23 protein-coding genes are annotated in these 26,493 nt (G+C 57.9%); 15 read left to right on the plus strand and 8 right to left on the minus strand.

Annotation, left to right across the window (positions count from 1 at the left end; translation table 11 throughout):
- Window positions 1–55 precede the first annotated feature (55 nt).
- Entirely contained in the window at window positions 56–1,507 is a 1,452-nt protein-coding gene (locus tag G411_RS0112990) for a DUF1631 family protein (RefSeq protein WP_169530690.1), read from the plus strand.
- A 106-nt stretch (window positions 1,508–1,613) separates the two neighbouring features.
- On the plus strand, window positions 1,614–2,891 hold the full coding sequence (locus G411_RS0112995) for an aspartate aminotransferase type Ic (protein ID WP_022959652.1): 1,278 nt from the start codon (window positions 1,614–1,616) through the stop codon (window positions 2,889–2,891).
- A gap of 96 nt (window positions 2,892–2,987) precedes the next feature.
- Here G411_RS0112995 and G411_RS0113000 read toward each other — a convergent pair whose 3' ends face one another.
- Entirely contained in the window at window positions 2,988–3,323 is a 336-nt protein-coding gene (locus G411_RS0113000) for a DUF1820 family protein (RefSeq protein WP_211218349.1), read from the minus strand.
- Window positions 3,324–3,486: 163 nt separating this feature from the next.
- Between G411_RS0113000 and miaB the strand changes: the two genes are divergently transcribed.
- The 9 genes from miaB (at window position 3,487) to holA (ending at window position 14,526) form a co-directional block, all read left to right on the plus strand.
- The gene (gene miaB, locus G411_RS0113005; RefSeq protein WP_022959654.1) at window positions 3,487–4,824 is read left to right on the plus strand and encodes a tRNA (N6-isopentenyl adenosine(37)-C2)-methylthiotransferase MiaB; all 1,338 of its coding nucleotides are present in this window, start codon (window positions 3,487–3,489) and stop codon (window positions 4,822–4,824) included.
- Window positions 4,825–4,921: 97 nt separating this feature from the next.
- Window positions 4,922–5,890: a PhoH family protein gene (locus tag G411_RS20410; RefSeq protein ID WP_022959655.1), complete on the plus strand. Its 969-nt coding sequence runs from the start codon at window positions 4,922–4,924 to the stop codon at window positions 5,888–5,890.
- Window positions 5,874–6,341 (plus strand): rRNA maturation RNase YbeY, encoded by a 468-nt coding sequence (gene ybeY, locus G411_RS0113015; protein WP_022959656.1) that lies wholly within the window; start codon window positions 5,874–5,876, stop codon window positions 6,339–6,341. The genes G411_RS20410 and ybeY overlap by 17 nt, the downstream gene beginning before the upstream one ends.
- A 40-nt stretch (window positions 6,342–6,381) precedes the next feature.
- Window positions 6,382–7,233 carry a CorC family transporter gene (locus G411_RS0113020; RefSeq protein WP_022959657.1) on the plus strand — a complete coding sequence of 284 codons (852 nt, stop codon included), beginning with the start codon at window positions 6,382–6,384 and terminating at the stop codon, window positions 7,231–7,233.
- A 65-nt stretch (window positions 7,234–7,298) separates the two neighbouring features.
- Window positions 7,299–8,900, plus strand: coding sequence for an FMN-binding glutamate synthase family protein (locus G411_RS20415; protein WP_022959658.1), 1,602 nt, complete (start codon window positions 7,299–7,301; stop codon window positions 8,898–8,900).
- Between the two features lie 97 nt (window positions 8,901–8,997).
- Complete coding sequence (gene lnt, locus G411_RS0113030; RefSeq protein ID WP_022959659.1) at window positions 8,998–10,464, plus strand: apolipoprotein N-acyltransferase; 1,467 nt, start codon at window positions 8,998–9,000, stop codon at window positions 10,462–10,464.
- Window positions 10,465–10,549: 85 nt separating this feature from the next.
- Window positions 10,550–13,000, plus strand: coding sequence for a leucine--tRNA ligase (leuS, locus tag G411_RS0113035; protein ID WP_028968425.1), 2,451 nt, complete (start codon window positions 10,550–10,552; stop codon window positions 12,998–13,000).
- On the plus strand, window positions 12,990–13,526 hold the full coding sequence (locus G411_RS0113040) for an LPS-assembly lipoprotein LptE (protein ID WP_022959661.1): 537 nt from the start codon (window positions 12,990–12,992) through the stop codon (window positions 13,524–13,526). Before leuS ends, G411_RS0113040 begins: the two co-directional genes overlap by 11 nt.
- Complete coding sequence (holA, locus tag G411_RS0113045) at window positions 13,510–14,526, plus strand: DNA polymerase III subunit delta (RefSeq protein WP_022959662.1); 1,017 nt, start codon at window positions 13,510–13,512, stop codon at window positions 14,524–14,526. The genes G411_RS0113040 and holA overlap by 17 nt, the downstream gene beginning before the upstream one ends.
- 97 nt (window positions 14,527–14,623) lie before the next feature.
- Here holA and G411_RS0113050 read toward each other — a convergent pair whose 3' ends face one another.
- Window positions 14,624–14,890, minus strand: coding sequence for a PepSY domain-containing protein (locus tag G411_RS0113050; RefSeq protein WP_022959663.1), 267 nt, complete (start codon window positions 14,888–14,890; stop codon window positions 14,624–14,626).
- Between the two features lie 246 nt (window positions 14,891–15,136).
- A complete protein-coding gene (locus tag G411_RS0113055) occupies window positions 15,137–16,723 on the minus strand; it encodes a hypothetical protein (protein WP_022959664.1) in 1,587 nt (528 codons plus the stop codon).
- A 169-nt stretch (window positions 16,724–16,892) separates the two neighbouring features.
- Here G411_RS0113055 and G411_RS0113060 point away from each other — a divergent pair, with 169 nt between their 5' ends.
- Window positions 16,893–18,611: an ATP-binding response regulator gene (locus tag G411_RS0113060; RefSeq protein ID WP_022959665.1), complete on the plus strand. Its 1,719-nt coding sequence runs from the start codon at window positions 16,893–16,895 to the stop codon at window positions 18,609–18,611.
- A 15-nt stretch (window positions 18,612–18,626) separates the two neighbouring features.
- Here the strand turns inward: G411_RS0113060 and G411_RS0113065 are convergent, their stop codons facing one another.
- The gene (locus G411_RS0113065) at window positions 18,627–19,238 is read right to left on the minus strand and encodes a response regulator transcription factor (protein WP_022959666.1); all 612 of its coding nucleotides are present in this window, start codon (window positions 19,236–19,238) and stop codon (window positions 18,627–18,629) included.
- Window positions 19,239–19,467: 229 nt separating this feature from the next.
- Between G411_RS0113065 and gdhA the strand changes: the two genes are divergently transcribed.
- The gene (gene gdhA / locus G411_RS0113070) at window positions 19,468–20,817 is read left to right on the plus strand and encodes an NADP-specific glutamate dehydrogenase (protein WP_022959667.1); all 1,350 of its coding nucleotides are present in this window, start codon (window positions 19,468–19,470) and stop codon (window positions 20,815–20,817) included.
- Between the two features lie 60 nt (window positions 20,818–20,877).
- Here gdhA and G411_RS0113075 read toward each other — a convergent pair whose 3' ends face one another.
- Both G411_RS0113075 and G411_RS0113080 read right to left on the minus strand, forming a co-directional pair.
- Window positions 20,878–21,324 (minus strand): hypothetical protein, encoded by a 447-nt coding sequence (locus G411_RS0113075; RefSeq protein WP_022959668.1) that lies wholly within the window; start codon window positions 21,322–21,324, stop codon window positions 20,878–20,880.
- 232 nt (window positions 21,325–21,556) lie between these two features.
- Complete coding sequence (locus tag G411_RS0113080; RefSeq protein WP_022959669.1) at window positions 21,557–22,468, minus strand: fatty acid desaturase family protein; 912 nt, start codon at window positions 22,466–22,468, stop codon at window positions 21,557–21,559.
- 361 nt (window positions 22,469–22,829) lie between these two features.
- On the opposite strand from G411_RS0113080, the gene G411_RS0113085 reads away from it, so the two are divergent.
- Window positions 22,830–23,876, plus strand: a complete 1,047-nt coding sequence (locus G411_RS0113085) for a helix-turn-helix transcriptional regulator (protein ID WP_022959670.1) — start codon at window positions 22,830–22,832, stop codon at window positions 23,874–23,876.
- Between the two features lie 137 nt (window positions 23,877–24,013).
- Window positions 24,014–25,666 (plus strand): GMC family oxidoreductase, encoded by a 1,653-nt coding sequence (locus G411_RS0113090; protein WP_022959671.1) that lies wholly within the window; start codon window positions 24,014–24,016, stop codon window positions 25,664–25,666.
- On the opposite strand, the gene G411_RS0113095 is transcribed toward G411_RS0113090, so the two are convergent.
- Window positions 25,625–25,951: a DMT family transporter gene (locus G411_RS0113095; protein ID WP_022959672.1), complete on the minus strand. Its 327-nt coding sequence runs from the start codon at window positions 25,949–25,951 to the stop codon at window positions 25,625–25,627. The genes G411_RS0113090 and G411_RS0113095 overlap by 42 nt on opposite strands.
- 26 nt (window positions 25,952–25,977) lie before the next feature.
- The gene (gene rnk, locus G411_RS0113100) at window positions 25,978–26,391 is read right to left on the minus strand and encodes a nucleoside diphosphate kinase regulator (protein WP_022959673.1); all 414 of its coding nucleotides are present in this window, start codon (window positions 26,389–26,391) and stop codon (window positions 25,978–25,980) included.
- Window positions 26,392–26,493: the final 102 nt, after the last annotated feature.

Raw genomic sequence — 26,493 nt, forward strand, 5'->3', positions numbered from 1 at the left:
TGCCAATACAAACGGGGTAGCCTCGGCATTGATGGATGCGGCAGCGGCAGATAAGTTGACAGCGACGTTGGTCTCACTGACCAATGCGTGGTTTGACGACCATCTGTATCGTTTCCTCGAACGCCTGCAAGACAACTTTCATCGCCGCGCTCTGGACAGTCGAGACGATAGCGAGCAGCAAGCGCTACTCAACCAGCAACAGCGCATCCGCAGCGGTCAGGACGAGGCCTACCGGCAGTTTACCCGGCAACTGCAGCAAAAAATCAATGGTGCCACACCCTATATCCCCGGCTACCACCCCAAGCTTGACCTGTTGATGCAGCGCTGTGATCAACAGCAAAATCCTCAGCTCAGTGAGCGTGCCAGTCGTCTGTGCCGAGCGATCTCACCCATGTCGATTCTCGCGGGCTTCCAACAACTGACTGACCCGTTGAAAATCGACAGTCAGCACCTCAGCCAAAGCCTGACCTTGTTCAACGTTTTGGTAATGCGGGAAATTCAGCAACTCTACGACAGCCTGCTCAATCAACTGCCCGATAGTGGCGATGAACAAAGTGGCGGATTGGACGGCTGGATCGCCCATATCGAGCGCCAACTCAATCAACAGAATTTAACTGCCCAGCAACGCGCCCTGAATGAGGCACGTCTTGCACGCCTGCGCTCCCGGCACAGTGGCGCGCCCGCCAGCCGCAGCCAGGAAACGCTTAGCGATCAGCAGCTGCTACGCGAGGCAGCAGCAATCTTCACCCGCTGCCGACTGAACCGTCAGCAACAATTCCCACCGCGTATGCTGGCGTCACTGAATACCCTGCAAACATTGGTCAGCGGTGTTGCATTACAAGAGCGGCGCCTGTTCCTCAATCCGCTGCACCCCGCGCGCCAACTCAGCCAACAACTGGTATCGGGCAGCCTTCGCTGGCAACAGGCCGACCCCTTGCTACAAGAGGAGTTCGAGAGCGCCCTGCACCGTATTGTTCGCAAGCTGCGAAACAGCGAACTGAACAGTGAGGCGTTTACCGCGCAGCAGGCCGATGTCGATCACTGCTGTCAGCAGCTGGTGCAGAGTGCCAAGCTCAATGACCGTCGGCGGCTGCATCTTGAAGCCGGCAAGCGGCGGGTGACCCGTCTGCGCCGAAAAGTGCATACGCTGATCGACCAGAAGACCCATGGCGTCAATCTGCCAGCCAGTGTCGACAACCTGCTTTATGGTCCCATGACCAGTATTTTGCTCTATCACTGGCTGCGCAATGGCAGTAACAGTGACGCGCTGCGCCGCAACCTCGGGCTTGTCGACGATATTCTCTGGTATATCAAACCTCACCGGGAATGGGCCTTGATGCGCCGCGCCAAAGCCATGGGCAGCGATATCGAACAGCGCCTGCTCGATGGCTTGAAGCGCGTCAATGTCGACGACAGCAGCGCCCGCACACTGATCGATGAACTGCACCAGCTCCGCCTGATCGCCTCAGGCCTGTCCGGCATCAGCGGCCAGGGCGATCGCCACTGACCCCATCTTACTGCCGCTTCACAAAGCAGTTATACTTAGCGACTGCGGTATTCACAGCACCGCGCGACGACACAGCCAACGCACAAGCGCATTTAAGGTGACGATCTTGCAACTCGACCAAGCCTCTACGGAACAACTCCGCGAATGGGAAAGCGCCCTCAGCGCGCAGTATGAAGAATTTAAAGCCGCCGGGCTCAATCTCGACCTGACACGCGGCAAGCCCAGCAGCGAACAGCTCAGCCTGTCCGACGCGATTCTCGACGTGCTCGGGCACGACCTGAGCAACGAAACCAATACCGACCTGCGCAACTATGGCGGCCTGGACGGCATTGCCGAGTGCAAGCGCCTGTTTGCCCCGGTACTGGGCGTCTCTACCGACGAAATTCTGATTGGCGGCAACAGCAGTCTGACCCTGATGTACTTCGCTGCAATGTTCGCCAACCATATGGGCTTTGGCGATCTGGGCAAAGCGTGGAGCGATGGCGGACAAACGGTGAAATTCCTTTGCCCGGTGCCCGGCTACGACCGCCACTTTGCTGTTTGCGAACACCTCGGCATTGAAATGATCCCGGTCAGCATGAACGACAATGGCCCGGATATGGACGAAGTCGAAGCGCTGGTAAAAGCCGACGCCAGTATCAAAGGTATCTGGTGCGTACCCCGCTTCAGCAACCCGACCGGGATTGTGTACAGCGATGATGTCGTCAAGCGCATTGCAGAGCTTGGCAAGGTCGCAGGCGACAACTTCCGCGTATTCTGGGATAACGCCTACGCCGTGCACAGCCTCAGCGACAGTGCTCCGGAGCTGGCTAATCTGATGGACGCCTGCCGCAAGGCGGGCACCGAAAACAGCGTCTATCTGTTCGGCTCCACCTCTAAAATCACCTACGCGGGTGCTGGCGTTGCCTTTGTCGGTATGTCTGCCGCCAATCTGAAAGCATTCAAACACCACTTGGGGATGACGCAGATTGGTCCCGACAAAATCAACCAGCTCCGCCATGTACGTCTGCTGCAAGACAGCAACGGCCTGGCCGCACATATGCGCGAACACGCGGCTGTCCTCAAACCGCGCTTTGATATTGTGCTGAAGCATCTCAACGAGGGTATTGGCGACAGTGGCCTGCTGAGCTGGACGGCGCCCGAGGGCGGCTATTTCATCGCCGTCGACACCCTGCCCGGCCTCGCCAAGCAAGTGGTGGCCATGGCGGCCGATGCCGGCGTAAAACTGACCCCTGCAGGGGCGACCTTCCCCTACGGCAAAGACCCGCAGGACCGCAACATCCGCCTTGCGCCCAGCGTTCCTACGCTGGAGGAAATCGATCGCGCCATGCAAGTCTTCGTGACGTGTGTAAAGCTCGCCTCCGTGCGCCAGCGACTGGGCTGAACCCAAGCAAAGCGCATAAAAAAAAGGGGCCCAGTGGCCCCTTTTTATTTTGTCGACGTTACTCACCGACCAGCATCGCCTCTCATGACGCGAGCCTTAATCGGTACTCGGCGATGGACGGCTACCGGGCATAGGGAAGTGACGTACATTACTGCCGCCCTCAGACTCCAGAATTTTCCCGGCCCCTTCTTTTTCCACTTCATCGATGCGAATCACCGAATGCATAGGAAGGTAACTGCGAATCACTCCGCTGAATTCATTTTTCAGCTTTTCTTCGCCGGGGTTGACCACAATCTGCCCAGGCTCGCCGAATACAAACTCCTCCACCTCGATAAAACCGTACATATCGCTCTGATAAATCGCGCGGGCATACAGCTCGTAGACCTGGTTGTTGTTGTGAAAGATCACCTTGTAAATCGGGGTCTTGGGCATCACTTGGGCAGTTCTCAATTGGGCGGTAAATGTCCCGCGCCGGGCCATCGCCCGCGGGGCGGCGGATAATACCATAATTCGCCCACAGGCACCGAACTGATTGGGATTTAGGCAGCAAGACCGCTATAATGTCGGCCCATTTTCCAGCGCCCGTCGCCGAACCATGACTGAAAAGACCAAGAAGCTGTACATCAAAACCCACGGTTGCCAGATGAATGAGTACGACTCCGCGCGTATTCAGGACCTGCTGGGGGTCAGTCACGGCCTGGAACCCACTGACAACCCCGAAGAAGCCGACGTTCTGCTGCTCAATACCTGCTCTATTCGGGAAAAAGCGCAAGAGAAGGTCTTTCACCAACTCGGCCGCTGGAAACAGCTCAAGGAAAGCAACCCGGAGCTGATTATTGGTGTCGGCGGCTGTGTCGCCAGTCAGGAAGGCTCAGACATCGGCAAGCGTGCGCCCTACGTCGACGTGATTTTCGGGCCTCAGACGCTGCACCGCGTACCGGACATGCTGAACCAGCGCAAGCCGGACGGCCCGGTAGTCGTGGATGTCACCTTCCCGGAAATCGAAAAATTCGACAGCCTGCCCGAACCCAGTGTGGATGGCCCCAGCGCTTTTGTGTCGATTATGGAAGGCTGCTCCAAATACTGTACGTTCTGCGTGGTGCCCTACACACGCGGCGAAGAAGTCAGCCGCCCCTTTGACGATGTCATTGCCGAAGTCGCCCAACTCGCTGCCAAGGGCGTGCGCGAAGTCAATCTGCTCGGACAGAACGTAAACGCCTATCGCGGCGAAAATCACGAGGGCGAAATAGTCGACTTCGCCGAACTGCTGAGTTTTGTCGCTCAGGTACCCGGTATCGAGCGCATTCGCTACACCACCTCACACCCGGTTGAATTCAGCGATGCCCTGATTGAGGCCTATCGCGACATTCCCGAACTGGTCGATCACCTGCACCTGCCAGTGCAGAGCGGCAGCGACCGTATTCTGGCCGCGATGAAGCGGGGCCACGTTGCCGAGGAATACCGGGCAAAAATCGCCAAACTGCGAGCCATCCGCCCGAACATCAGCCTGTCGTCCGATTTCATCATCGGCTTTCCCGGTGAAACCGAAGACGATTTCAACGACACCATGAAACTGATCGCCGATATCGGCTTCGATCACAGCTTCAGCTTTATATACAGCGCCCGCCCCGGTACGCCCGCTGCCCAGTTGGACGACGACACCCCGGACGCCGTGAAGAAAGAGCGCCTGCAACGCCTGCAGCATCGCATTCTGCAACAGGCCAACCAGATCAGCCGACAAATGGTCGGCAGCACCCAACGTATTCTGGTAGGCGGTGTGTCCAAGAAAGATCCGGGGCAACTGCAAGGTCGTACTGAGAATAACCGAGTGGTGAATTTTTCGTCGACGAATCAATCTCTTATCGGAAACTTTGTCGACGTTCTCATTACTGAAGCACTGCCGAACTCACTGCGCGGCGAGCTGGTTCACTGAGCCCGGTGTAAAGCGCGGATTTCCGAGCAGCTAAAATCGGCGTATTCTTCCCGTTATATCCCCTGATCAGGCCGCTGCGGCGGCAAGCGGAGTCACATTGACAGCACAGGCAACACAACGCGTACTTACTCTCGAGCCCAGCGACAGCCAGCACCTGGCCGCCCTCTGCGGCCATCTCGACGAGCACCTGAAACTGATAGAACAGCGGCTGCATGTGCATATTGCCGCGCGCGCCAACACCTTTCAGGTCAGCGGCGACGACAGTGCCGTGGAAGAAGCAGTGCAGCTGCTGAAACATCTTTACCGAGAGAGCACCTCAGGCACCACTCTCAACCCCGAGGCAATTCATCTGCGCATGCAGAAGTCACACCTTGAAGAGCTGTCTTCGCCCAGCGAGCCAGTGGTGATCCGCACCAAGAAGGGCAGCATCAAACCCCGTGGCGGCAATCAACAGAACTATGTGCGCGCGATTCGTCAGCACGACGTGAACTTCGGTATTGGCCCAGCGGGGACCGGCAAGACCTATCTGGCGGTGGCCTGTGCCGTTGAGGCACTGCTGGCACACGATATCCAGCGTATTCTGCTGGTTCGCCCGGCAGTGGAAGCGGGCGAGAAGTTGGGCTTCCTGCCCGGCGATCTCGCGCAGAAAATCGACCCTTACCTGCGCCCACTCTACGACGCCCTGTACGAAATGCTCGGCAACGATACGGTGACCAAGCTGATTGAACGCAATGTCATCGAAATTGCGCCACTGGCGTATATGCGGGGCCGCACTCTGAATGACTCTTTCATTATTCTCGACGAGGCGCAAAACACGACTCGGGAGCAGATGAAAATGTTCCTCACCCGTATCGGCTTTGGCTCCACCGCCGTTATTACCGGCGATGCAACGCAGATCGACCTGCCACGCGGCACCCCCAGCGGACTCACGCATGTGATGACGGTACTGGGCGATGTCGAAGGCATCAGCATGACTAACTTCCAGGCCAAAGACGTAGTGCGCCACCCGTTGGTACAGAAAATTGTCGAAGCCTACGCGGCCTTTGAAGATGCCCCCCAGCGCTGACCTGACTCTGGAACTCGACCTGCAAATTGCCTGCGACCCGGCACCGGGCTTACCTTCGCAGGCGCAGCTACAAAGCTGGGCAGAAGCCGCGTTACGGGGACGTCGCAACGACGCGGAACTCAGCATCCGCCTGGTGGATGAGGCCGAGAGTCAGACCCTGAACCGCAACTACCGCGGCAAGGACAAGCCCACCAACGTATTGTCATTTCCCGCCGACCTGCCTCCCGAACTGGAATTGCCCCTGCTGGGCGACTTGGTCGTATGTCGGCAAGTCGTTGAGCGCGAGGCCGAGGAACAGCACAAGGCGCCTCACGACCACTGGGCGCATATGATAATTCACGGTACACTCCACCTGCTCGGTTTTGACCATATTGATGATGGCGAGGCCGAGGTCATGGAAGCGCTGGAGATTGCCCTGCTCGGGCAGCTCGGCATAGACAATCCCTATTGATCCGGCACGACCGCCACATGCGAGGACAGCACACAAAATCATGAGCGAAGACCGATCTAGCAGCGATCCGGGTGATAAATCCTGGATCGAAAAAATTGCCCATGCTTTTTCCTCAGAACCGAAAACCCGTGAAGACCTGCTTGAACTTCTCGCAGTAGCCCGTCAGAACGAAGTGATCGACGACGATGCCACCAGCATCGTAGAAGGTGCCATGCATATCAGCGAAATGCAGGCCCGTGAGATCATGATCCCTCGTCCCCAAATGGTGGTACTCAAGGCCGATCAGCCATTGAGCGAACTGCTGCCGGTCATTATTGAAACGGGCCACTCCCGCTACCCGGTTATTGGCGACAGCCTCGACGAGGTATTGGGGATTCTGCTGTCCAAGGACTTGCTGCCACTGCTGTGGAAAACCGGCAACACCGACGACATCGACCTGCGCGCCATTCTGCGCCCGGCCACTCTGGTTCCGGAAAGCAAACGCCTGAATGTGCTGCTGCGGGACTTCCGCGAAAAACGCAACCATATGGCCGTCGTGATTGACGAATACGGCGGCGCCGCCGGGCTGATCACCATTGAAGATATCCTCGAGCAAATCGTCGGCGACATCGAAGATGAGTACGATGAAGAAGACGATCTGCCCATTCGCAAGATCGCCGACAACGACTATGTCGTCAAAGCGCTCACCCCCATCGAAGACTTTAACGAGCACTTCGGGGCGGCGCTGAATCACGACGAGTTCGATACTATCGGCGGCCTGCTGCTACAGTCTTTCGGACACCTGCCCAGCCGCAACGAAGTGGCACAACTGGACCGCTTTGAGTTCAAGGTCGTCAATGCCGACCACCGGCAGATTCACCTGCTGCGCATGCGACAACTGCCGGAAAGCTAAAAACTTGAACTCCCCTCACCGCCAAGGTCTACAATGGGCGGATAGGCAACGTCGAGGGGAGTTTTATGTCTGCCAGCAGCACGCTCGAAGCACTGAATAATCTGGCCCACAGCATCATCAGTTACAGCGCTCTGCTACTGGTCTTTGTGGTGGGTGTAGGCCTGCTCTACCTCGTGTGGCTGTACTATCGCGATGTCACGCAAACCCAGCACGCCATTCGCCGTAACTACCCACTGATCGGCCGCTTTCGCTACCTGTTCGAGCATCTCGGCGAATTCTTCCGCCAGTATTTTTTCGCCATGGACCGCGAGGAACTGCCGTTTAACCGCGCCCAGCGTTCCTGGGTGTATCGAGCGGCCAAAAATCTCGACAACACCATTGCCTTCGGCTCGACACGATCCTTGAACCACCCCAACGAAGTCCTGTTTATGAACTGCCTGTTCCCGACCTTGAGTCAGGACGCGGCCCCCACCCACAGCGTGTGTATCGGCGAGGGCTTCTGCGATAAGCCGTTTGCCAGCTCCGCCATTTTCAATATCTCTGGCATGAGCTTTGGCGCCATATCCAAACCGGCCATTCGTGCGTTGGCGGCAGGCGCCAAAGAAGCGGGCATTTGGATGAATACCGGTGAAGGTGGGTTGTCCCCTTACCACCTGGAAGCGGGCTGCGACATCGTTTTTCAGATAGGTACCGCCAAGTACGGCGTGCGCGATGACCACGGTCACATCAGCGAGGAGCGACTGCGCGATATCGCCGCCCACCCGCAGGTGCGCATGTTCGAGCTTAAACTCAGCCAGGGCGCCAAACCCGGTAAAGGCGGCATTTTGCCCGGCGGCAAAGTCACCGAAGAAGTATCGAAAATTCGCGGCATTCCGGTTGGACAGGATTCGATCAGCCCCAATGGGCACCCCGATATTCGCAGCGTTGACGAGCTGCTCGATAACCTGATGCGGATACGGCGAATTACGGGAAAACCGGTCGGTTTTAAAATGGTGCTGGGCTTCAGCGAATGGCTGGATGAGCTGGGCGAGGCGGTCCACCGCCGCGGTTTGGAGTACGCGCCGGACTTCATCACCATCGACAGCGCTGACGGCGGCACCGGCGCCGCGCCGCAAAGCCTGATGGATTACGTCGGCCTGCCACTGCGCCGCAGCCTGCCACTGGTGGTCGACAAACTGAATGAATACCACCTGCGAGAGCGCGTTAAGGTGATCGCCTCCGGCAAAATGATCAACCCCGCCGAAGCCGCCTGGGCGCTGTGTGTCGGGGCCGATTTTATTGTCAGCGCGCGCGGCTTTATGTTCGCGCTCGGCTGCATTCAAGCGCTGCAGTGCAACAAAAACACCTGCCCCACCGGCATCACCACGCACAATCCGGAGCTTCAGCGCGGCCTGGTCCCCGAAGACAAAGCCAAGCGAGTGGCCAACTACGCGAAGAACCTGATGCATGAAGTCGGCGTGATTGCCCACTCCTGCGGCGTACGAGAAGCTCGCTCTCTGCAACGCAAACATGTCTACTTGATCGATGAGCGCGGCGTACCGGAGCCGCTCAGCGACCGCTACCCAGATAAAACACCGCGACCGGAGTACCTGATCGCCACCGACAGTGTCCCAGTGCCACGGACAGCCCCCAAGGAAGCCCGCCTGAACGAACCCGCCGAGGAATAGTCTGCTAATGCGCGCTGGCAGCCGTCACAGCGCGCCGTTACACTAGCGCGCAGTCGCAGCACAGCGATCCTTGCTGACCACTCGGAGCCACAACAGGATGAAGCGGATAATTGCCGCGCTGGGCGGGGCACTCGTGCCACTGTCTCTCGCCCCTTTTAATATTTGGCCAATAGGCATCCTGTGCATGGCCATCCTGGCCTGGGCACTGGATGACAGCTCACCCAAGGAAGGATTCTTTCGAGGCTGGTTATTTGGCAGCGGCAGCTTTCTGACGGGTGTCTCCTGGATTTTTGTCGCTATGTACGTGTACGGCGACACCTCCGCGCCCCTGTCAGCGCTGATGACCGCAGCCTTTTGCATCGGCATCGGCCTGATCGCGGGCCTCTTCGGCTACAGCTATTCATGCTGGCTGCGCGACGGTCGCAGCGGCCGTCTGCTCGGTTTTGCCGCCGGCTGGGTGCTGTTTGAGTGGCTGCGCGGCTGGTTTATGACCGGCTTCCCCTGGCTCTATCTGGGCTACGGCCACCTGCACAGCCCGTTGGCCGGCTGGGCCCCGGTGCTGGGCATATACGGTTTGACCTTCTGGGTAGCACTGAGCGGTGCGGCTCTGGCAGCCATTGTCCTGGCACCGCGCGGCCAGCGCGGTCGCTCGGCACTACCGCTACTGGGCTGCGTCGCCCTGCTTGGGCTGGGCGCCTCATTGCAGCGAGTAGAGTGGACACAGCCCGAAGATAAGCCCGCCCTGCGTATTGGGGCCATACAGTCCAACATCACCCAAGACAAAAAGTGGGCCTACAGCCAGTACTGGGCCACGCTGGAACTCTACGACCTCAGCTCCGAAGCGCTGTGGGATGACGTCGATATCGTGGTCTGGCCTGAAGCTGCCATCCCCGCTCTCTATCGCAACGCGGAACCGTTTTTTGACTATGTTCGCGAACGCGCGACGGAAAACAACACCGCACTCATTACCGGCGTGCCCACCAAGTTTGACGACGACATGTACAACTCGCTGATGGTGATTGCCGGTGGCGAGGGTATTTATCACAAGCAGCGACTGGTGCCCTTTGGTGAGTACGTGCCGCTGGCAAGCTATATTCGCGGCCTGATCGGCTTCTTCGATTTGCCCATGTCCAGCTTCAGTCGCGGCGGCCCGAATCAGGCTCCACTGACCGCAGCAGGCTGGAATTTCGCACCGTCCATCTGCTACGAAATTGTCTACCCCGATCTGATCGCTCGCAGTACCGCCGACGCCGATGTCCTGCTCACCGTGAGTAATGACGCCTGGTTTGGCAATTCCATCGGCCCTGCCCAGCACATGCAGATGGCACAGATGCGCGCGCTGGAAAACGGCCGTGAACTGCTGCGCGTAACCAGCACCGGCATTACCGCCATCGTCGACCACCGTGGCAATATGGTGAAACGTATTCCCTCTTTTACCAAGGACAACCTGATCGGCGAACTGCATGGTCGCGCAGGTCACACGCCTTTCAGCCGCTGGGGATCCACCCCGGTAATTATCGCCTGTGCTCTTCTCGCCGCCATTGCGATCCGTCGCCGCCGCTGATTCCCCGCAAATCGCATGGGCGGCGCGGCGACAAGCTGTTAAAATGCCCGGCTTTCTCAATGAACGTGCAGAGACCGCATCGCCAATGGATCACCACTATACACCCCGCGATATTGAAGCCCGCGTCCAGCAGTACTGGCAGGAGCAGGGCAGCTTCACCGCTGTCGAGGACGAGAGCCGCGAGAAATACTACTGCCTGGCCATGTTCCCCTACCCCAGTGGCAAGCTGCACATGGGGCACGTTCGCAACTACAGCATTGCCGATGTGATCTCCCGTTATCAGCGCATGCTGGGCAAAAATGTTCTGCAGCCCATGGGCTGGGATGCCTTCGGCCTGCCCGCCGAGAACGCGGCGGTGAAAAACAACACCGCGCCCGCCAAGTGGACCGTGGAAAACATCGACTACATGCGCGGCCAACTCCAGCAACTGGGCTTTGCCTACGACTGGAACCGCGAACTGGCCACCTGCAAGCCCGACTACTACCGTTGGGAACAGTGGTTCTTCACCCGCCTCTACGAAAAAGGCCTGGTCTATAAAAAGACCTCGGCGGTGAACTGGTGCCCCCACGACGAAACCGTGCTGGCCAACGAGCAAGTCATCGACGGCTGCTGCTGGCGCTGCGACACCCAGGTGGAACGGCGGGAAATCCCCCAGTGGTTTATCAAAATCACCGACTACGCCGACCAACTGCTGGCCGACCTCGATCAGCTCGACGGCTGGCCCGAGCAGGTGCGTACCATGCAGCGCAACTGGATCGGTCGCTCACAGGGCGTGCAAATGCGCTTCGACCTGGCCGACGGCGTGGCAGGCATCGACCACTTTGAGGTCTACACCACCCGCCCCGACACCCTGATGGGCGTCAGCTACGTCAGTCTGGCTGCGGAGCACCCGATCAGCCTGGCGCTGGCCGAGAACAACCCCGAGCTGGCGGCGTTTATCGACGACTGCCGCCACAGCTCTGTGGCCGAGGCCGATATGGCCACCATGGAGAAAAAGGGCATGGCCACCGGCATCACTGCCCTGCACCCGATTACCGGCGAGCCCGTGCCGGTGTGGATTGCCAACTATGTGCTGATGGATTACGGCACCGGCGCGGTGATGGCCGTGCCTGCCCACGACCAGCGCGACTTTGAATTTGCCCAGAAATACCAGTTGCCAATTCAGCAGGTGATCGAATCTGGCGACGTGGATGTGAACGCGGAAGCCTTTACCGAGAAAGGCCCGCTGATCAATTCCGGCGAGTTCGACGGCCTCGATTTTGACGCGGCTTTCGACGCCATCGCCGCCAAGCTGGAAGGCCTCAACAAGGGCCGCGTCACCACCAATTACCGCCTGCGCGACTGGGGGGTTTCCCGCCAGCGCTACTGGGGCGCGCCGATTCCGGTGTTCAACCTGCCCGACGGTGGCGAGATTGCCGTGCCCGCCGACAAGCTGCCGATTCTGTTACCCGAAGATGTGGAAATGGACGGCGTGCAGTCGCCGATCAAGGCCGATCCCGAGTGGCGCAAAGACAGCCTCAACGGCGAGGCGGTAGAGCGCGAGACCGACACCTTCGATACCTTTATGGAGTCGAGCTGGTACTACGCCCGCTTCACCTGCCCAGACTACGAAGACGGCATGCTGGACCCCGCGCGAGCCAACTACTGGCTGCCGGTGGATCAATATGTCGGCGGCATTGAGCACGCCATTCTTCACCTGCTGTACGCGCGTTTCTTCCACAAGCTGATGCGCGACGAAGGGCTGGTGAACAGTGACGAACCCTTTGAGCGCCTGCTCTGTCAGGGCATGGTGCTGAAAGACGGCGCGAAAATGTCAAAGTCCAAAGGCAACACCGTGGACCCGCAGGCCCTGATCGAGCAGTACGGCGCCGATACCGTGCGCCTGTTTATCATGTTTGCGGCGCCGCCGGAACAGAGCCTGGAGTGGTCGGACAGTGCCGTGGAAGGCGCCAACCGCTTCCTGCGCCGCCTGTGGAAACTGACCGCCAGCCATCTGGAAGCGGGCGCCGCTCCGGCACTGAACAGCAGCGCCCTGACCGGAGAGCAAAAGGCCCTGCGTCGCAAGACCCACGAAACCATCGCCAAGGTCAGCGATGACTACGGTCGCCGCCAGACCTTCAATACCGCCATTGCCGCGGTGATGGAACTGGTCAACGAGCTGTCGCGCTTCGAACGCCAGAGCGAACAATGTCTGGCTGTAGAGCGCGAAGCCCTGGAGGCCGCCGTCGCCCTGCTGGCGCCGATTGTGCCGCATATCAGCCACGAGCTGTGGCAGCAGCTCGGCTACAGCGATGCCATCATCGATGCGCCGTGGCCACAGGTGGATGACAGCGCGCTGGTGCGCGACAGTATCGAGATGGTGGTGCAGGTCAACGGCAAGGTGCGCGCCAAAATGGACGTGCCCGCCGACGCCGATGCTGACGCCATCAAAGCGCTGGCCAAATCACAGGAAAATGTGCAACGCTTCCTCGATGGTCTGACCATTCGCAAGGAAATTGTCGTGCCCAAAAAACTGGTGAATATCGTTGCCAACTAAACGCCGTTACATCGCTGCCCTCGCCGCGCTGAGCCTGCTGCTCAGCGCCTGTGGCTTTGCACTGCGTGGCAGCACGGGCATTGCCGACTCGCTGCAGCCGGTAATGATCGAGGGCAACCGCAGCAGCCAGGAATTGCAGCAGGCCCTGCGTCGCCAACTGCAAATCAATCAGGTGAGCGTGACCCGTGAACGCGGCGACGCCAAGCTCATCGCGCAGGTTGAACTGCTTCGCAACGACAAGCGCAGCATTGCCCTGGATCGCGAAGCCCGCGATGCCGAGTACGCCCTGTACGAGCGCGCGCAACTCACGCTGTATAACGCCAAAGGTCAACTGCTGCGCGGCCCCACTATGCTGGAACAACGCCGACTGGTAGTGAACGACCCAGACAACCCCGTGGGCGAAGAAACCGAGTCCAGTATTGTGCGCGCCGAAATGCGCGAGCAACTGAGCATCCGGCTCGCCCAGCAACTGGAATACTGGTCGCGACTGCTGGATCAGGATAGCGTCAATGCGCCTGCGCCCTGAGCAACTTGAGGGGCAACTCGCCAAGGGCTTGCTGCCCGTCTACCTGCTCTCGGGTGACGAACTGCTGATTCAACAGGAATGCGCCGACACCATTCGCCAGCACTGCCGTGACCAGAACATCCTTGAACGCGATGTGCTGGAAGCCGAACGCGGTTTTGACTGGAACGCCCTGCTTGAGGCGGGACAGTCGATGTCGCTGTTCGCCGATCGCAAACTCATCGAATTACGACTTGGCGGCGCCCGCATGGATCAGAAAAGCTCCGCGGCACTGCAACAGTATCTGGAGCAGGCAGACGGCAGCAATATTCTGCTGATTAGTTGCGGCCGTCTCGACAGCCGCAGTATGAGTGCCAAATGGGTCAAAGCCATCGACAAACTCGGCGCAGTGATGCAAATCTGGCCGATAGAGCGTCGTCAGCTTGGCCCGTGGATCGCCCAGCGCCTGCGCGACCGCGGCATGCAGGCCGACCGCGAGGTGGCCGAATTGCTTGCCGACCGCGTTGAAGGCAACCTGCTGGCTGCCGCTCAGGAAATTGAAAAGCTGCATGTGCTGATCGGCGACAAACCGCTGAGTACCGAGGTGGTCGCCGCCGCTGTCGCCAGCAGCGCCCGCTACGACATTTTCAAACTGATCGACGCCGCACTGGCGGGCAATGCCGGTCACGCCCTGCAAATGTACAACGGCCTGGTCGCCGAGGGCAGCGAGGAAATTCCCATGCTGGGCGCGATCAGCCGCGAGCTGCGCAACCTCTACCAGTGTGCGGTAGCAATCGAACAGGGAAACGGCATTGAACGGGTGCTCGACAACGCCCGGGTATGGGACAAGCGCAAAGGCCTGTACAAACGCTGCTTAAGCCAGCACAGCGCCGACTCGCTGGGACAGCTGCTGCAACTGGCCGGGCGGCTGGATGCCGCACAGAAAGGTCAGAGTGATGAATCGCCGCGCCTGTTGTTCACCGAAATCATTGCCGGCCTGGCGGCCACGCCCATTATCGCCTGAAGCGGCCCGCTTTCACGGGCGATACAGAAAATCGAAATGCGTCCTCACGCCCGCCATTGGATGGCGGGCGGTCAGTGATTCGCTAAGAAGAAGCAACTTAGTGATCGGGCCGGTCAGAGAGTACTTCGAGGGTTTCCGCGTGCACCTTCAGCTCGCGCTCCTCGCTGCCTTTGTAGGCCTCAACTTCCCAAACACCATTGTCCATCGACACTTCCGAAAGCGTGTAGCCCTTCGCTTCTATCGCTTTGGCGACCTCGGAAAGCGGTTTGGCATTCTTCGGAGGCAGATCCGCACTGGCCCAAGACGCTGCCAACACGGTCACCACGGCGGCAATACTCACCTTCATTGCTTTCACTGTATGCATAGTTCCTCCTCGCCACCCTATGAGTGCGTCACTATGGGCGGCAACTGTGAATGGTAAGGCTATGACGATTTCCTTGTGGCGAAGTTTCCCTGACCTCGACCAAAGTCTAAAACGAAAAAAGCGAGCCTGAAGGCTCGCTTTCCCTGGCAACGATCAAACAGTTGCATCCTTGCTGGCATCCCTGCCATTTGCAGTCCTTGCTGGCGGCGCCTCCCTACCTGGCCACCACATCATCATTCAGGCGGCTCAGGGGCTGCGATAGACTTGATTGGGAAGCTCCATAAGCTTCACGGTGCCCTCGGCCGTGCCATCGCTGATATAGGCATGGAGCTTGGGAGTGGGCGAATTGTCGTAGGCGGAGAACAGCAGCTTGCCCGCTACCTCGCCGCTTACCAGTGCCACGTCTGCATAGCGTGTCAGCAAGGAGCGCGGCGATGAGGAGATAGTATCGCCACTGGTCAGGTCGTTGGTTTCCAGCGCAAACACAGTACCCTCTGGCGTACCGTCAGTTTTCCACAGCTCATCACCCGCAGGCTGGCCGGCGATAATCGTCTCGGCTACAAAGTAAATGGTGCCGTCCACTTCGGTGAACAACTCGCCAAACTGCGTCCGGGATTTCACGCCAACATAGGTCGTCATGGTGTCGCCCGGGTGCATATTCTTGAAGCTGAACTCACCGTCCTCCAGCGTGGTGCGATACACATTGTTGCTGGTCACTATGAACAAACCCAGCGAAGTGGAGTAAAAATTCGAGGTAAACAGCTCCTCGGGGAAGTCACCACTCTCATGCAGTGTGGTGCCGTCATAGGCATAGACATGGCGGGTGAAGTTAGCGGCATTGATCCTGCGGTCAGCATAGAAGTACAGCGTATCGCCCACCACCGTTAAATTCTGAACGAAGGTCACATCCTCACCCAGCTCGCGGCGCACATCACTGCCGTCTTCCGCCACGCTGTACAGTAGCAACGAGCTTTGGTTGTTGGGGTCATTGTTGGCCAAAAAGAACAGCCGCCCGGCAAAGCTGGTCAGGCTATGCGGCTGAATATTCGTGGGGTAGTAATCGCCGTCTGCCAGCACATAGGGCGTATTTGCTGGCGCTTCAGCGCGCTGCACCGCCAGCGATTCGGTCGGTTGCTTTACGGCCACACCACCAACCGGCTCACCTTCAACAAACACCAGCTGCGTACCTTCCTGGCTGCCATCGCTCACATACAGCGCAGGAACATTACGGCTATCTGATGTTACCCCTCGGCCAAGGATAAAGATTGAGTTGCCGACCGTTTGCATGCCTTGAATGTTTATTGAGGCCACGCCACCCACATCAATCTCTGTCAGCGTTTCCGCGTCGAGATCGTAAACAAAAAACTCCCGAGCGGAGCCCGTTGTACCCGCGCTGAACGCCAGCTTGCCATCCATCCACTGCAAATCCAGCGGACCGCTACTGCCTTCGATATCCACCAGCACTGATGTGCCGGCCTCGGTGCCGTCACTGACCCGCAGCTCACGCCCCTCGTTGGGGGATTGGGCACTAAAATAGAACTTTCCATCATCAAAAAGTATCGGGTTTCGGCCGTTAAATTGTTGTATAGCCGGCTGCCCTTCATTGAAGTCCTTCAGCAAGCCCGTGCCCTCAGCGCTGCCATCGGTGGTGTACATATCAAATAAGCTGCGATTAGAGGCGCTAACCACTGGAAAGATCAGGCGCTCCACGCTGCCCGGCGTGCCCTCCGGCACACTGGTCGTGCCGCCACCACCGCCGCTCCCGCCGCCACAGGCGGCCAAAGTCAGTATCGCGGCTGACAATGCCGCCCGTGAAAAACCTTTGTAAGTCATCGCTCGTCCCTACCTCTATACAGTCATTTGCCTGCGCATATTTGTGGGACTAAATTTAATCAGGACAGCAAATTTAAAACTTCACTCTGATGGGCGAAGTCAGGAGAATAGCGAACGCGGTACAACGTGTTATCGAGTTTCTTCGCCACCGAGACCAAGCTCCTACCTCATGACTGCTAACGGCAACAGCGTGCTGCAAAGCCGCATTACTCAGGAACGCCACAATCTTTTTATGGCCGAGGTGGGGTCGCGCATGGTCGTATCCGCGGCGATTGCGCTCGCGGTACTACTGCCGTTCTATCCCGCATTGAGCAAGACCCAAATAGCCCTCTGGTCAGGCTATATCCTGAGTATTTCCACCGTCAGCCTGCTGACAGTGGCGTATTACAACCGGCACCGCCAGCGCGAGAGCCAGCTCACCGTAAAATGGCATGCCATCAATATCGCCATGGCGCTGTTGTGGAGCAGTCTGTGGTGTATGGCACCGTTCCTGTTTTTCACCCAGGCGAATACCGAGCAGATTCTCGTTTTCCTGCTCATCGTCACGCTTGTCAGTTCGACGCCCTCGGTTTCGATGGGGGTGTACCCGGATATTTTTCTCAGTTTTATCGGGCCGGTATTTCTGTCGTTAACGGTGTACCTGAACCACTACCATGGCGAGCAAGCCTGGCTGATCCGATTTATCCCGCTGATAACCCTGGCCTCGCTGAGCCTGTTCAGTCTCTACATCCATAAAGCACAGCTGAACAATATTCGCCTGCGTATTGAGGCCGAGCTGGCCCACCGCGACGCCGAACGGGCCAACCGCAGCAAAAATCGCTTCCTCGCCGCAATCAGTCACGACCTCCGCCAACCCCTGCAGGCTGCGACGCTCTATGCCTCGCTGATTCGCGATCAACACGACGAGGCCAGTCATCAGATCAGCCGCAAACTGCTGTCGGCTCTCCATTCCGGTAGCGAACTGCTTGACCAGTTGCTAATGCTGTCGCACCTGCAAAGCGGCAGCTTTACCGCGCACCCACGCGACTTCTGTCTCGACGACTGCGTGGATAAGTTGATAAACGAGAGCCTGCCCCAGGCCAGAGAGAAAGGACTTCGCTTACACAGTGATATCGAGCCTGGACTCCGGCTCTACGCGGACCCACTGCTGGTTACCCAGATTCTGCGTAACCTCCTGAGCAATGCGATCAAATATACCGAGCGCGGTGAAGTCCGCTTGAATGCCCGGCAACTGAATGGCCAGGTACAACTCTCGGTCACCGATACCGGCATTGGCATTGACCCGCAGCGCCATGACGATGTTTTCGATGAATTTATACAAGTGGATAATGCGCATCGCGCGCTGGAGAATGGCTTGGGGCTGGGCTTATCGATTGTTAAACGTCTTTGCTCGCTGAGCGGAGCATCGCTGGAGCTTTCCTCACAGCTCGGCAGAGGTAGCTGTTTTCGCCTCAGCCTGCCGGCAGGTCGTCCCCTCTCAGCCGACCAGCAGGCTCCCGAACCCGAACTACCCGCGCATTGCACGCTGCGCATCGTGGTGGTGGATGACGATGTCCGTATTACCGAATCGCTCTCAGAAGTACTGGTGGAATGGGGCGCCGATGTCTACGCCTACAACAGACTCAGCGACGCCTTCACGGACCTGTCACGGCGGGACACCATGATTCCCGACGTGATTCTCTGCGACGGGCAACTGGGTGAAGGACATACCGCCCTGCATGTCTTCCAGGCACTTGCCAAACTTTACAGCAAAGATATTCCACGGGTATTGCTGAGCGGCATGAGCGACGCCCGGCAAGCCAGCCTTATCGACGCCAATGCCACGCTGTTGAAGCCTATTGATGCCGACACCCTGAAGCGCACCCTTCTTGAGCTATCGGGTCGATAAGCGATCTGTCTGGCCTCAAATCAGGCCGAGGCCGCGCGCCTTTTCCAAACACGCCGTGCGGTTGGGTACGTCCAGCTTGTCGAACAGCAGTCGCATATGCGTTTTAACGGTATTCAGGCTGATATCCAGTGAGCGCGCAATTTCCTTGTTGCTCTGCCCCTGCTGGAGCAGCGCCAGGATGGCCGCCTGCTGACGGCTCAGCTTAAGCGGCAAAGGCGCAGCCTGCTCGGCCAGCAGGCGATAAGAATCGGAAAAAAATGGCTGGCCGGCCATCACCCCCGACACCGCTGCCACAAAGGTTTCCACTGCCTCCCCCTTGTCGACAAAGCCGTCGATATCCAGATACTGCGCCTTCTCTACGGTAGCGGCATCCAAGGCACCGGAGCAGAGAATTACACGCAGCCGTTTCAGCGCGCTGCCGAGAATACGCAGCAGTGACAGCCCATCCAGTTCCGGCATCGCCACATCCACTATCAGCAGTTCTGCGGAGGCCAGCGCATCGCCAGCGGCCAGCAGCTGCTGAGGGGCACCGTACTGCGTCACCTTGCAGCCCGGAATCCGCGCCGCCAGTGTCAGCGCCAGCGCGTCGGCAAACAGCAGATGGTCATCGACGATTACAATGTTCAAGCTTGAAGGTATTCAGTATTTAAAGTCATGCCATATTTTATCCTAAAACGCCGCAAACACCTCAGCGTTGCCGTCATAAAGCGTCGATAACATTCCCGCACCACTCAGCGAAGGCGTCATGAAAAAGCACAATATTGGTGCAGCACTTGCCGTTCTATGCTGAAATACGCGCTTATTTCTGCGGATCGTCCTCTCCGCAGACCGACCTTATGTAAGCAAAGGATACGCAATGACTACCCGGCTGGACGACAAGCTCAACCTTATCTATCAAGACGTATTGCACCGCAACCCCGGCGAAACCGAATTCCACCAGGCGGTATTGGAAGTCCTGGAAACCCTCGGGCCAGTGGTGGGTAAATACCCCGAGTTTGCCGACAAGAAAATTATCCAGCGTATTTGCGAGCCGGAGCGTCAGATCATCTTTCGCGTTCCCTGGCAGGACGACAATGGCGAGATTCATATCAACCGCGCATTCCGGGTTGAGTTCAACAGCGCTTTGGGCCCCTACAAAGGCGGTATGCGTTTCCACCCCTCAGTGTACCTGGGTATCGTCAAATTTCTCGGCTTTGAGCAGATTTTCAAGAACGCCTTGACCGGCCTGCCCATCGGCGGCGGCAAAGGCGGCAGCGACTTTAATCCCAAAGGCCGCTCCGACGACGAAATCATGCGTTTCTGTCAAAGCCTGATGACCGAGCTGTATCGCCACATTGGCGAGAACACCGATGTGCCCGCCGGAGACATCGGCGTGGGCAGTCGGGAAATCGGTTACCTGTTCGGCCAATACAAACGCATTACCAACCGTTACGAGTCGGGCGTACTCACCGGCAAAGGCCTGGGTTGGGGAGGCAGTCGCGCCCGGACCGAAGCCACGGGCTACGGTGTCGTCTTCTTCACCGAAGAGGTCCTGAAGACCCGCAACGACAGTCTGGATGGTAAAACCCTGGTGGTATCCGGCTCTGGCAATGTGGCGACATACGCGATTGAAAAAGCCCATGAAAAAGGGGCCAAGGTCATCGCCTGCTCAGACTCTGGCGGTATCATTATCCACGAGCGCGGCATTGATCTTGAAATATTGAAGCAGATTAAACAGAAAGAGCGCCGCCGTATCAGCGCTTATACCGAATACCACAAAGACGCCCGTTACGTGGAAAACGGCGATATCTGGAGCATCCCCTGCGACATCGCCATGCCTTGTGCGACACAGAATGAGCTGAACGGCAAAGACGCCAAGACACTGATCGAAAACGGCTGTATGGCGGTGATTGAAGGCGCCAATATGCCCTCAACACCGGAAGCGATTCAGCTACTGCAGGAGGCCAATCTGATTTATGCGCCCGGCAAAGCAGCGAATGCCGGTGGCGTGGCGACCTCCGGGCTGGAAATGCAGCAGAATGCCATTCGCGACTCATGGAGCTTCGACTACACCGAGCGACGCCTTGAAGAGATTATGGTTGATATCCATCGCAACTGTTATGAAACCGCCGCCGAGTTCGGCTGCGAACATAACTATATGCTGGGCGCCAATATCGCCGGTTTCCTGCGCGTTGCCGATGCGATGACCGCATTGGGCGTGATCTAAGCCACGGCAAGAAGGGGCTCGCTGGCGCAGGGGAAGTCGCGCGCAACGAGCCCCAAGACACTAGAACGGCAGTACCGCCTGTAAGGCAGGATCACTGTTCAATAGCACATCTGTCAGCGACAGACTGCCCGCCCCCGCCAGAGGGATTCCAGCCCCCAGTTTGTGGTTGGACAGTACAATTTCTAACAGGCCATCGGCGATCAGCAACGCGCCCTCAACATCTCTTACCACCGGCAAACCACGGCCATCCAGCACCGGCAAACTCTCCAGTACAGGCACGCCGTCAAGCAGCGAACGGCCACCGTTGGCGAACAACAGCGACCCGCTGAGCTGATTGACGGTGCCCACGGGGTCACCCAGCACACCGCCAATCAAGGGGAGTGACGACAGCAGCCCATCTCCACCGATGCCCAGCGCGCCGAGCACGGGCAGTTCGGCCGAAGCGATACTGGCGTTCAGTATAAACACACTGGCAATGGCGGTTTTCGTCAGGCGCGTTATTGTCATTATTGTCTCCTTCTTCATGAATCGCTGCCCGCCTTTACCGGCGGACATCATTGGGATAAAAAATCCGGGAAAGCTGTCAGCGCAGATTCCCGGCAATTGGCCCCGGAGTGGAACGGGCAACGTTGTTAACGCTGAGACCAAACGCTCGACGTCAAAATCACTTTTCGTAGAGAACAAACTACGCCGATAATTTGTCGATAATCCGCCACAAAGCATTCAAATACGGTCATCGTTACACTCTGTTCGGCTTGGCAGCCACCGGGTGATGCGGCCTCAGCGGACGTCGACTGAAGATATCAATGACGACATTTCCGTTTGCTCTCATCACCGCTTCGATGCGTCTAAACAAGGCGTGGTAGCGATAAAACGGCACCCGAGGAAAAGCATGATGAATGGAGTGCAAGTTCTGCCCCAGCCAAAACCATTCCACCGGCTTGGCCCAAAGAGGAAACACCATGCTATTGGTATTGCGATAACGAGCCGAGTCTTCGTATGGCAGATGAGGACGATAGGCAAACCAGTAAGTCGTAAACGCCAGCCCCAGAAAGTACCCCACCTGTATGATCGCCATAATCTTGGGAGCGAGTACAAAAAGTGCCACACGCCAGGCAAGTGCCACGCTGAGCTCCGCGAGAAAAATGAGTCGGGTATTCCGCGACGACGCAGAGACTCCTCCTTTGACGGCATACGTCATTTGCATCCACCAAAAGCGCAGCACCGCCTGCGCCGACGCGAACAGACTGCGCCCCATGTCTTTCAGCATAAAATCCGGATCTTTACCGGGCACATTGGTATGACGGTGATGCGCCAGATGTTCTTCCCGGTGCGATGCGTAAGGAATAAGGACGATCTGAGCCGCAAGATAGCCGCAAGCATCATTCAAGTAACTCAGTGATCGGTGTCGACCATTGATATTCCCGTGCACGGCTTCGTGCAGCGGGGTATAGGACATGTAGGTAATGGCCGCGACAGCAAATACCGCGATTGATAGCGGCATCTCGCCGTTAAAAGCGAGGTAATACGTCATCGCGTAACTGGCAAACAGTCCCGCGGTCATCAATAGTGTGGGCAGCGCAAAGTGCCCCATATACCGCAGCGCCTGTTGAGTGGCCTGCCGGTTCATGTTCTCCAAATCGTGCGTCATATTGCCTCCCGTGACACTCGAAGGCGACGTGCTCATCAGCGCTCAGCACCGCCCCTTATTCAACAACAATAACGGGCGGACAACATCATTGACCGACAAAAAATATTCATATCAAGACAGCAGACAAGCCACTCCTACCCGCAAGGCAGAGCTAAGCAGAGCAGTGAGAACCGCGTCGCAGCACGGCAATTTCTTACCCTGCCAGCCCGGGAAAAAACACCGAAAATTACATAAGCCACTGTTTATTAGAAATATTTCAAAAAGTAGACAAATTTATAAAGCCGACGTACTATTCATTTTAAGCCAACGCCCGGTCGTTTCAGACTGGCGGCCATATAACAATTACTCTTGGCCATGCAACATGAATAGTGACTCCAGCAAGCTTATTGCTCTCAATACTCGCGCGTATCCTATTGCCCTGCTGGACCTGGCAGAGAAATTCTACGAGCGCCGAAAATTCAATGTTGAAAGCCTCTACACCCGCTGCCAGATCGACCCGTCGCAAATAGCTCGACAACAGAACAGCATTACCGACTGGCAATTCCGCGAACTCGTCGCGGCCTGCACGGATATAGCCCTTCCGGGAACGCCCTTGTCCGTTCAGCTGGCAGACTGTATTCCGATTACCATCCCGGGAGGGATGTTCGGGCTGGCATCCTTCACGGCAAAAGACGTCCGGCAGGCTCTCGGCTTGATGATCGATTTTTCTCACACTGTGATGCCCGCCTACAAATTTGAGCGCATCAGCGTCGGGAAACAGTGGCATATTCTGCTGCACCCCGCCGTGGATATGGGCGCAGTGCAGGCCCATATTGACGAGTCCGTCTGTGGATATTTTCTCAACTTCCGTCACTTCGCCAGATTGAGCGAGCCCGCCATACAGGTCCATCTGCGCCACGAACCGCTTGGCGATATCGGCGCCTACGAGGAGCACTTCAAGGCGAAGTTCTTCTTCTCACAAAAGAGCTGCAAGCTCATCTTCGACCATCACCACCTTCAAGAACCACTGCTCACCCACAACAAGGCCACGTTTGACGAGGTCTATCTGAAACTGCAGGACAGCGATCCCAGCATCGCGCATTCGTCGGTGGTCGCAAAAGTGAAGAAGATGCTGCAGTCGCGACTTTCTCAAGGCCAGAGTACGAGCATCTGTCAGGCCGCCGACATGCTCAATATTTCCGAACGCACATTGGCTCGCCGACTGCAGCGCGAAGGCGCCTCCTTCGTGGAGCTGAAACAGCAGGCATCGATGGACTACGCCAAATTGCTGCTCGAAAGTACCGAGCAGCCCGTCAGTAAAATCGCCCGCACCTGCGGCTACAACAGCGACTCCAATTTTTCGCGGGCATTTAAGAGCTCTACCGGTCAAACCCCAAAACAGTTTCGGGGACGCTCCATCGCCAGCTGAGCAACACGCGACGAACGTCCTGTAATGAACAGTTTTCGTCCGCAAATAACAGCCCCACCTTGTCTACACTGCACGCTCAGAATTTTTTATAAAAAGGCGGCGCGTAGCAGCTGCCCACCCCATTCAGAACGGCAGTTATGACAACATTTGATTACGACTACATTGTGATTGGCTCAGGTTTTGGCGGCAGCGTCAGCGCCTGTCGACTCAGCGAAAAAGGCTATCGGGTGCTGGTCGTTGAGCAGGGACGGCGCTGGACACCGGAGAACCTGCCGCCGAGCAACTGGCGCATTGCTCGCTACCTGTGGAAACCCCTGCTCGGCCTGCGCGGCTTTCTCAGCATGCGCCTGTTCCGTCACGCCTTGATTCTACATGGCAATGCGGTAGGCGGCGGCTCCATCACCTACGCGCAGACCTTGCTGGTTCCCCCCGACTCGGTCTGGCGGGATGGTAACTGGGCGGGGCTGGAAGACTGGCAGCGCGTCATGCCACAGCACTACACCACTGCCAAAAAAATGCTGGGCGTCACTCAAAACCAACGGCCTGCGGCTGCCGACAGCACGTTACGCGATATGGCTGTCGCCACGGGCGTGGGGGACAGTTTCTACTACACCGACGTCGGCGTCTTCTTTGGCAACGACGCCGACACCCCCGGCAGTGACTACCCCGACCCCTACTTCGACGGCAAAGGCCCCCGCCGAAACTCCTGCATTGCCTGTGGCGGCTGCATGGTCGGTTGCCGCTATAACGCCAAAAACACGCTGGACAAAAACTATCTGTATTTCGCCGAGCAACAGGGCGCCAAGGTGCTGGCAGAGACTCGCGTGGTCGATGTCCGCCCCGCGGGCAACAGCACTGATGGCAGCGATGGCTACACGGTCAGCACCGTCGACGCCTTTGCTCGTCTGGGCGGTACAAGGCGAAATTTCACGGCGAAATCTGTCGTGTTCGCCGCATCGTCACTGGGCACCCAAGGCCTGCTGTTTCAGCTAAAAGACCAGGGCTCACTGCCAAACATTTCCGACGACCTGGGTAATCGCGTGCGCACCAACTCCGAGTCTATCCTCGGCGTACGCTACCCCGGCGCCGAGCAGGATCTGTCCAAGGGCATTGCCATCGGCTCAGGCATTCATATCGACGCTCACACCCACATTGAAGCCGTACGCTACCCCGATGGCTCGAACCTGCTGAGCAGCCTGTTCACCGTCCTGACCGGCGGCCAGCCGGGAGTGACCCGCATCGCCTACTGGCTGCTGGCAATTTTGCGACTGCTGATTACCCGACCCGTTTCGGGCCTGAGGAGCCTGCTGCCCTGGCGGTTTTCCCGCGAGACGGTGATTCTGCTGGTCATGCAGACCCTGGACGGCCACATCAATATGCGCTGGAAGCGCCGCTGGTACTGGCCGTTCTCCAAGCAGTTGTGCAGTGAAGGCGACCCCATTCCCACGTTTATCCCAGAGGCCAATCGCTTTGCGCAGAAAGCCGCCGAGGCCACGGGTGGCATCGCGCTGAGTTCGCTGTCGGAAATCGCCTTCAATGTCCCCACCACAGCTCACTGCATGGGCGGCTGCGCCATGGCAGACAACCCTGAGCACGGCGTTATCGACGCTCAAAACCGGGTCTTCAATTATCAGAATCTGTATGTGGTCGATGGCTCAATGCTGTCGGCCAATCTGGGGGTCAATCCCAGTCTGACGATTACTGCGCTGGCCGAGCGGGCAATGAGTTATATTCCGCCGAAGACCGTCTCAGCTGACGCTGGAGAAACGGTGGATGATCACCACGCCTGACAGAATCAGCGCGATACCAAGTAAAGCGGGCAGATCGAGTCGCTGCCCGTACATCAGATAAGCGACCAGTGCGATCAGCACGATGCCCAGCCCCGACCAAACGGCGTAAACCACACCAAGGGGAATGGACTTCAGGGTGAGTGAGAGCAGATAAAACGACAGGCCGTAGCCAAGTACCACCAACGCCGACGGCCAGAACCGTGAAAAACCCTCACTGGCCTTCAGCGCGGAAGTGGCCACCACCTCCGCCGCAATCGCCAGACCCAAGTAAGCCCAAGGACCCATGGCCGCGCTCCCCTATGTGTCAACGGTTACCGGTGATACTCACCGGCCCGCTCTGGCTGGTAGGTAACTTCTTTAATCCGCACCCGCAGCTCACCACTGCCAGGCTTCGGCCAAGCGATGCTGTCACCCTGAGACAGCCCCAGCAAGGCACTGCCTACCGGCGCAAGAATAGAGATGGTCTTGCCGCTGTCATCCACATCCTTGGGGTACACCAGGGTCAGGCAGAAAGACTCGGATGACGATTCCACTTCAAAGTGCACGGTGGAGTTCATCGTGACCACCGTCGGCGGCACGTCTTTCGGTTCGACAATCTCCGCCCTCGCCAACTCCGCCTCCAGGGCATCGCGGCCGGGAAATGCCCCGTCGGGCAATGAGTCAATCAAGGTCTCCAGACGATCGGCGTCCAGAGAAGAAATAGTAATACTCGGGTTTTCGTTCATGCCTTTCTCTCGCAAAAAAGCCGGACCACAGGGGCCCGGCTAACAAACTACATCTTACTCTTCTTGCGGAGGGATTGAAGCCCGCTCGCACAATTTCAGTGC

The organism is Spongiibacter tropicus DSM 19543 (assembly GCF_000420325.1).
In the GTDB taxonomy this organism is placed as follows: domain Bacteria; phylum Pseudomonadota; class Gammaproteobacteria; order Pseudomonadales; family Spongiibacteraceae; genus Spongiibacter; species Spongiibacter tropicus.

What these genes read in the sequence shown, in the direction of transcription:
- G411_RS0113000 (WP_211218349.1), bottom strand. Translation starts at nt 3,323, where the DNA reads ATGCCCAAGACCCCGATTTACAAGGTGATCTTTCACAACAACAACCAG.
- miaB (WP_022959654.1), top strand. Translation starts at nt 3,487, where the DNA reads ATGACTGAAAAGACCAAGAAGCTGTACATCAAAACCCACGGTTGCCAG.
- ybeY (WP_022959656.1), top strand. Translation starts at nt 5,874, where the DNA reads ATGCCCCCCAGCGCTGACCTGACTCTGGAACTCGACCTGCAAATTGCC.
- G411_RS0113020 (WP_022959657.1), top strand. Translation starts at nt 6,382, where the DNA reads ATGAGCGAAGACCGATCTAGCAGCGATCCGGGTGATAAATCCTGGATC.
- G411_RS20415 (WP_022959658.1), top strand. Translation starts at nt 7,299, where the DNA reads ATGTCTGCCAGCAGCACGCTCGAAGCACTGAATAATCTGGCCCACAGC.
- lnt (WP_022959659.1), top strand. Translation starts at nt 8,998, where the DNA reads ATGAAGCGGATAATTGCCGCGCTGGGCGGGGCACTCGTGCCACTGTCT.
- leuS (WP_028968425.1), top strand. Translation starts at nt 10,550, where the DNA reads ATGGATCACCACTATACACCCCGCGATATTGAAGCCCGCGTCCAGCAG.
- holA (WP_022959662.1), top strand. Translation starts at nt 13,510, where the DNA reads ATGCGCCTGCGCCCTGAGCAACTTGAGGGGCAACTCGCCAAGGGCTTG.
- G411_RS0113050 (WP_022959663.1), bottom strand. Translation starts at nt 14,890, where the DNA reads ATGCATACAGTGAAAGCAATGAAGGTGAGTATTGCCGCCGTGGTGACC.
- G411_RS0113055 (WP_022959664.1), bottom strand. Translation starts at nt 16,723, where the DNA reads ATGACTTACAAAGGTTTTTCACGGGCGGCATTGTCAGCCGCGATACTG.
- G411_RS0113060 (WP_022959665.1), top strand. Translation starts at nt 16,893, where the DNA reads ATGACTGCTAACGGCAACAGCGTGCTGCAAAGCCGCATTACTCAGGAA.
- gdhA (WP_022959667.1), top strand. Translation starts at nt 19,468, where the DNA reads ATGACTACCCGGCTGGACGACAAGCTCAACCTTATCTATCAAGACGTA.
- G411_RS0113075 (WP_022959668.1), bottom strand. Translation starts at nt 21,324, where the DNA reads ATGACAATAACGCGCCTGACGAAAACCGCCATTGCCAGTGTGTTTATA.
- G411_RS0113080 (WP_022959669.1), bottom strand. Translation starts at nt 22,468, where the DNA reads ATGACGCACGATTTGGAGAACATGAACCGGCAGGCCACTCAACAGGCG.
- G411_RS0113085 (WP_022959670.1), top strand. Translation starts at nt 22,830, where the DNA reads ATGAATAGTGACTCCAGCAAGCTTATTGCTCTCAATACTCGCGCGTAT.
- G411_RS0113090 (WP_022959671.1), top strand. Translation starts at nt 24,014, where the DNA reads ATGACAACATTTGATTACGACTACATTGTGATTGGCTCAGGTTTTGGC.
- G411_RS0113095 (WP_022959672.1), bottom strand. Translation starts at nt 25,951, where the DNA reads ATGGGTCCTTGGGCTTACTTGGGTCTGGCGATTGCGGCGGAGGTGGTG.
- rnk (WP_022959673.1), bottom strand. Translation starts at nt 26,391, where the DNA reads ATGAACGAAAACCCGAGTATTACTATTTCTTCTCTGGACGCCGATCGT.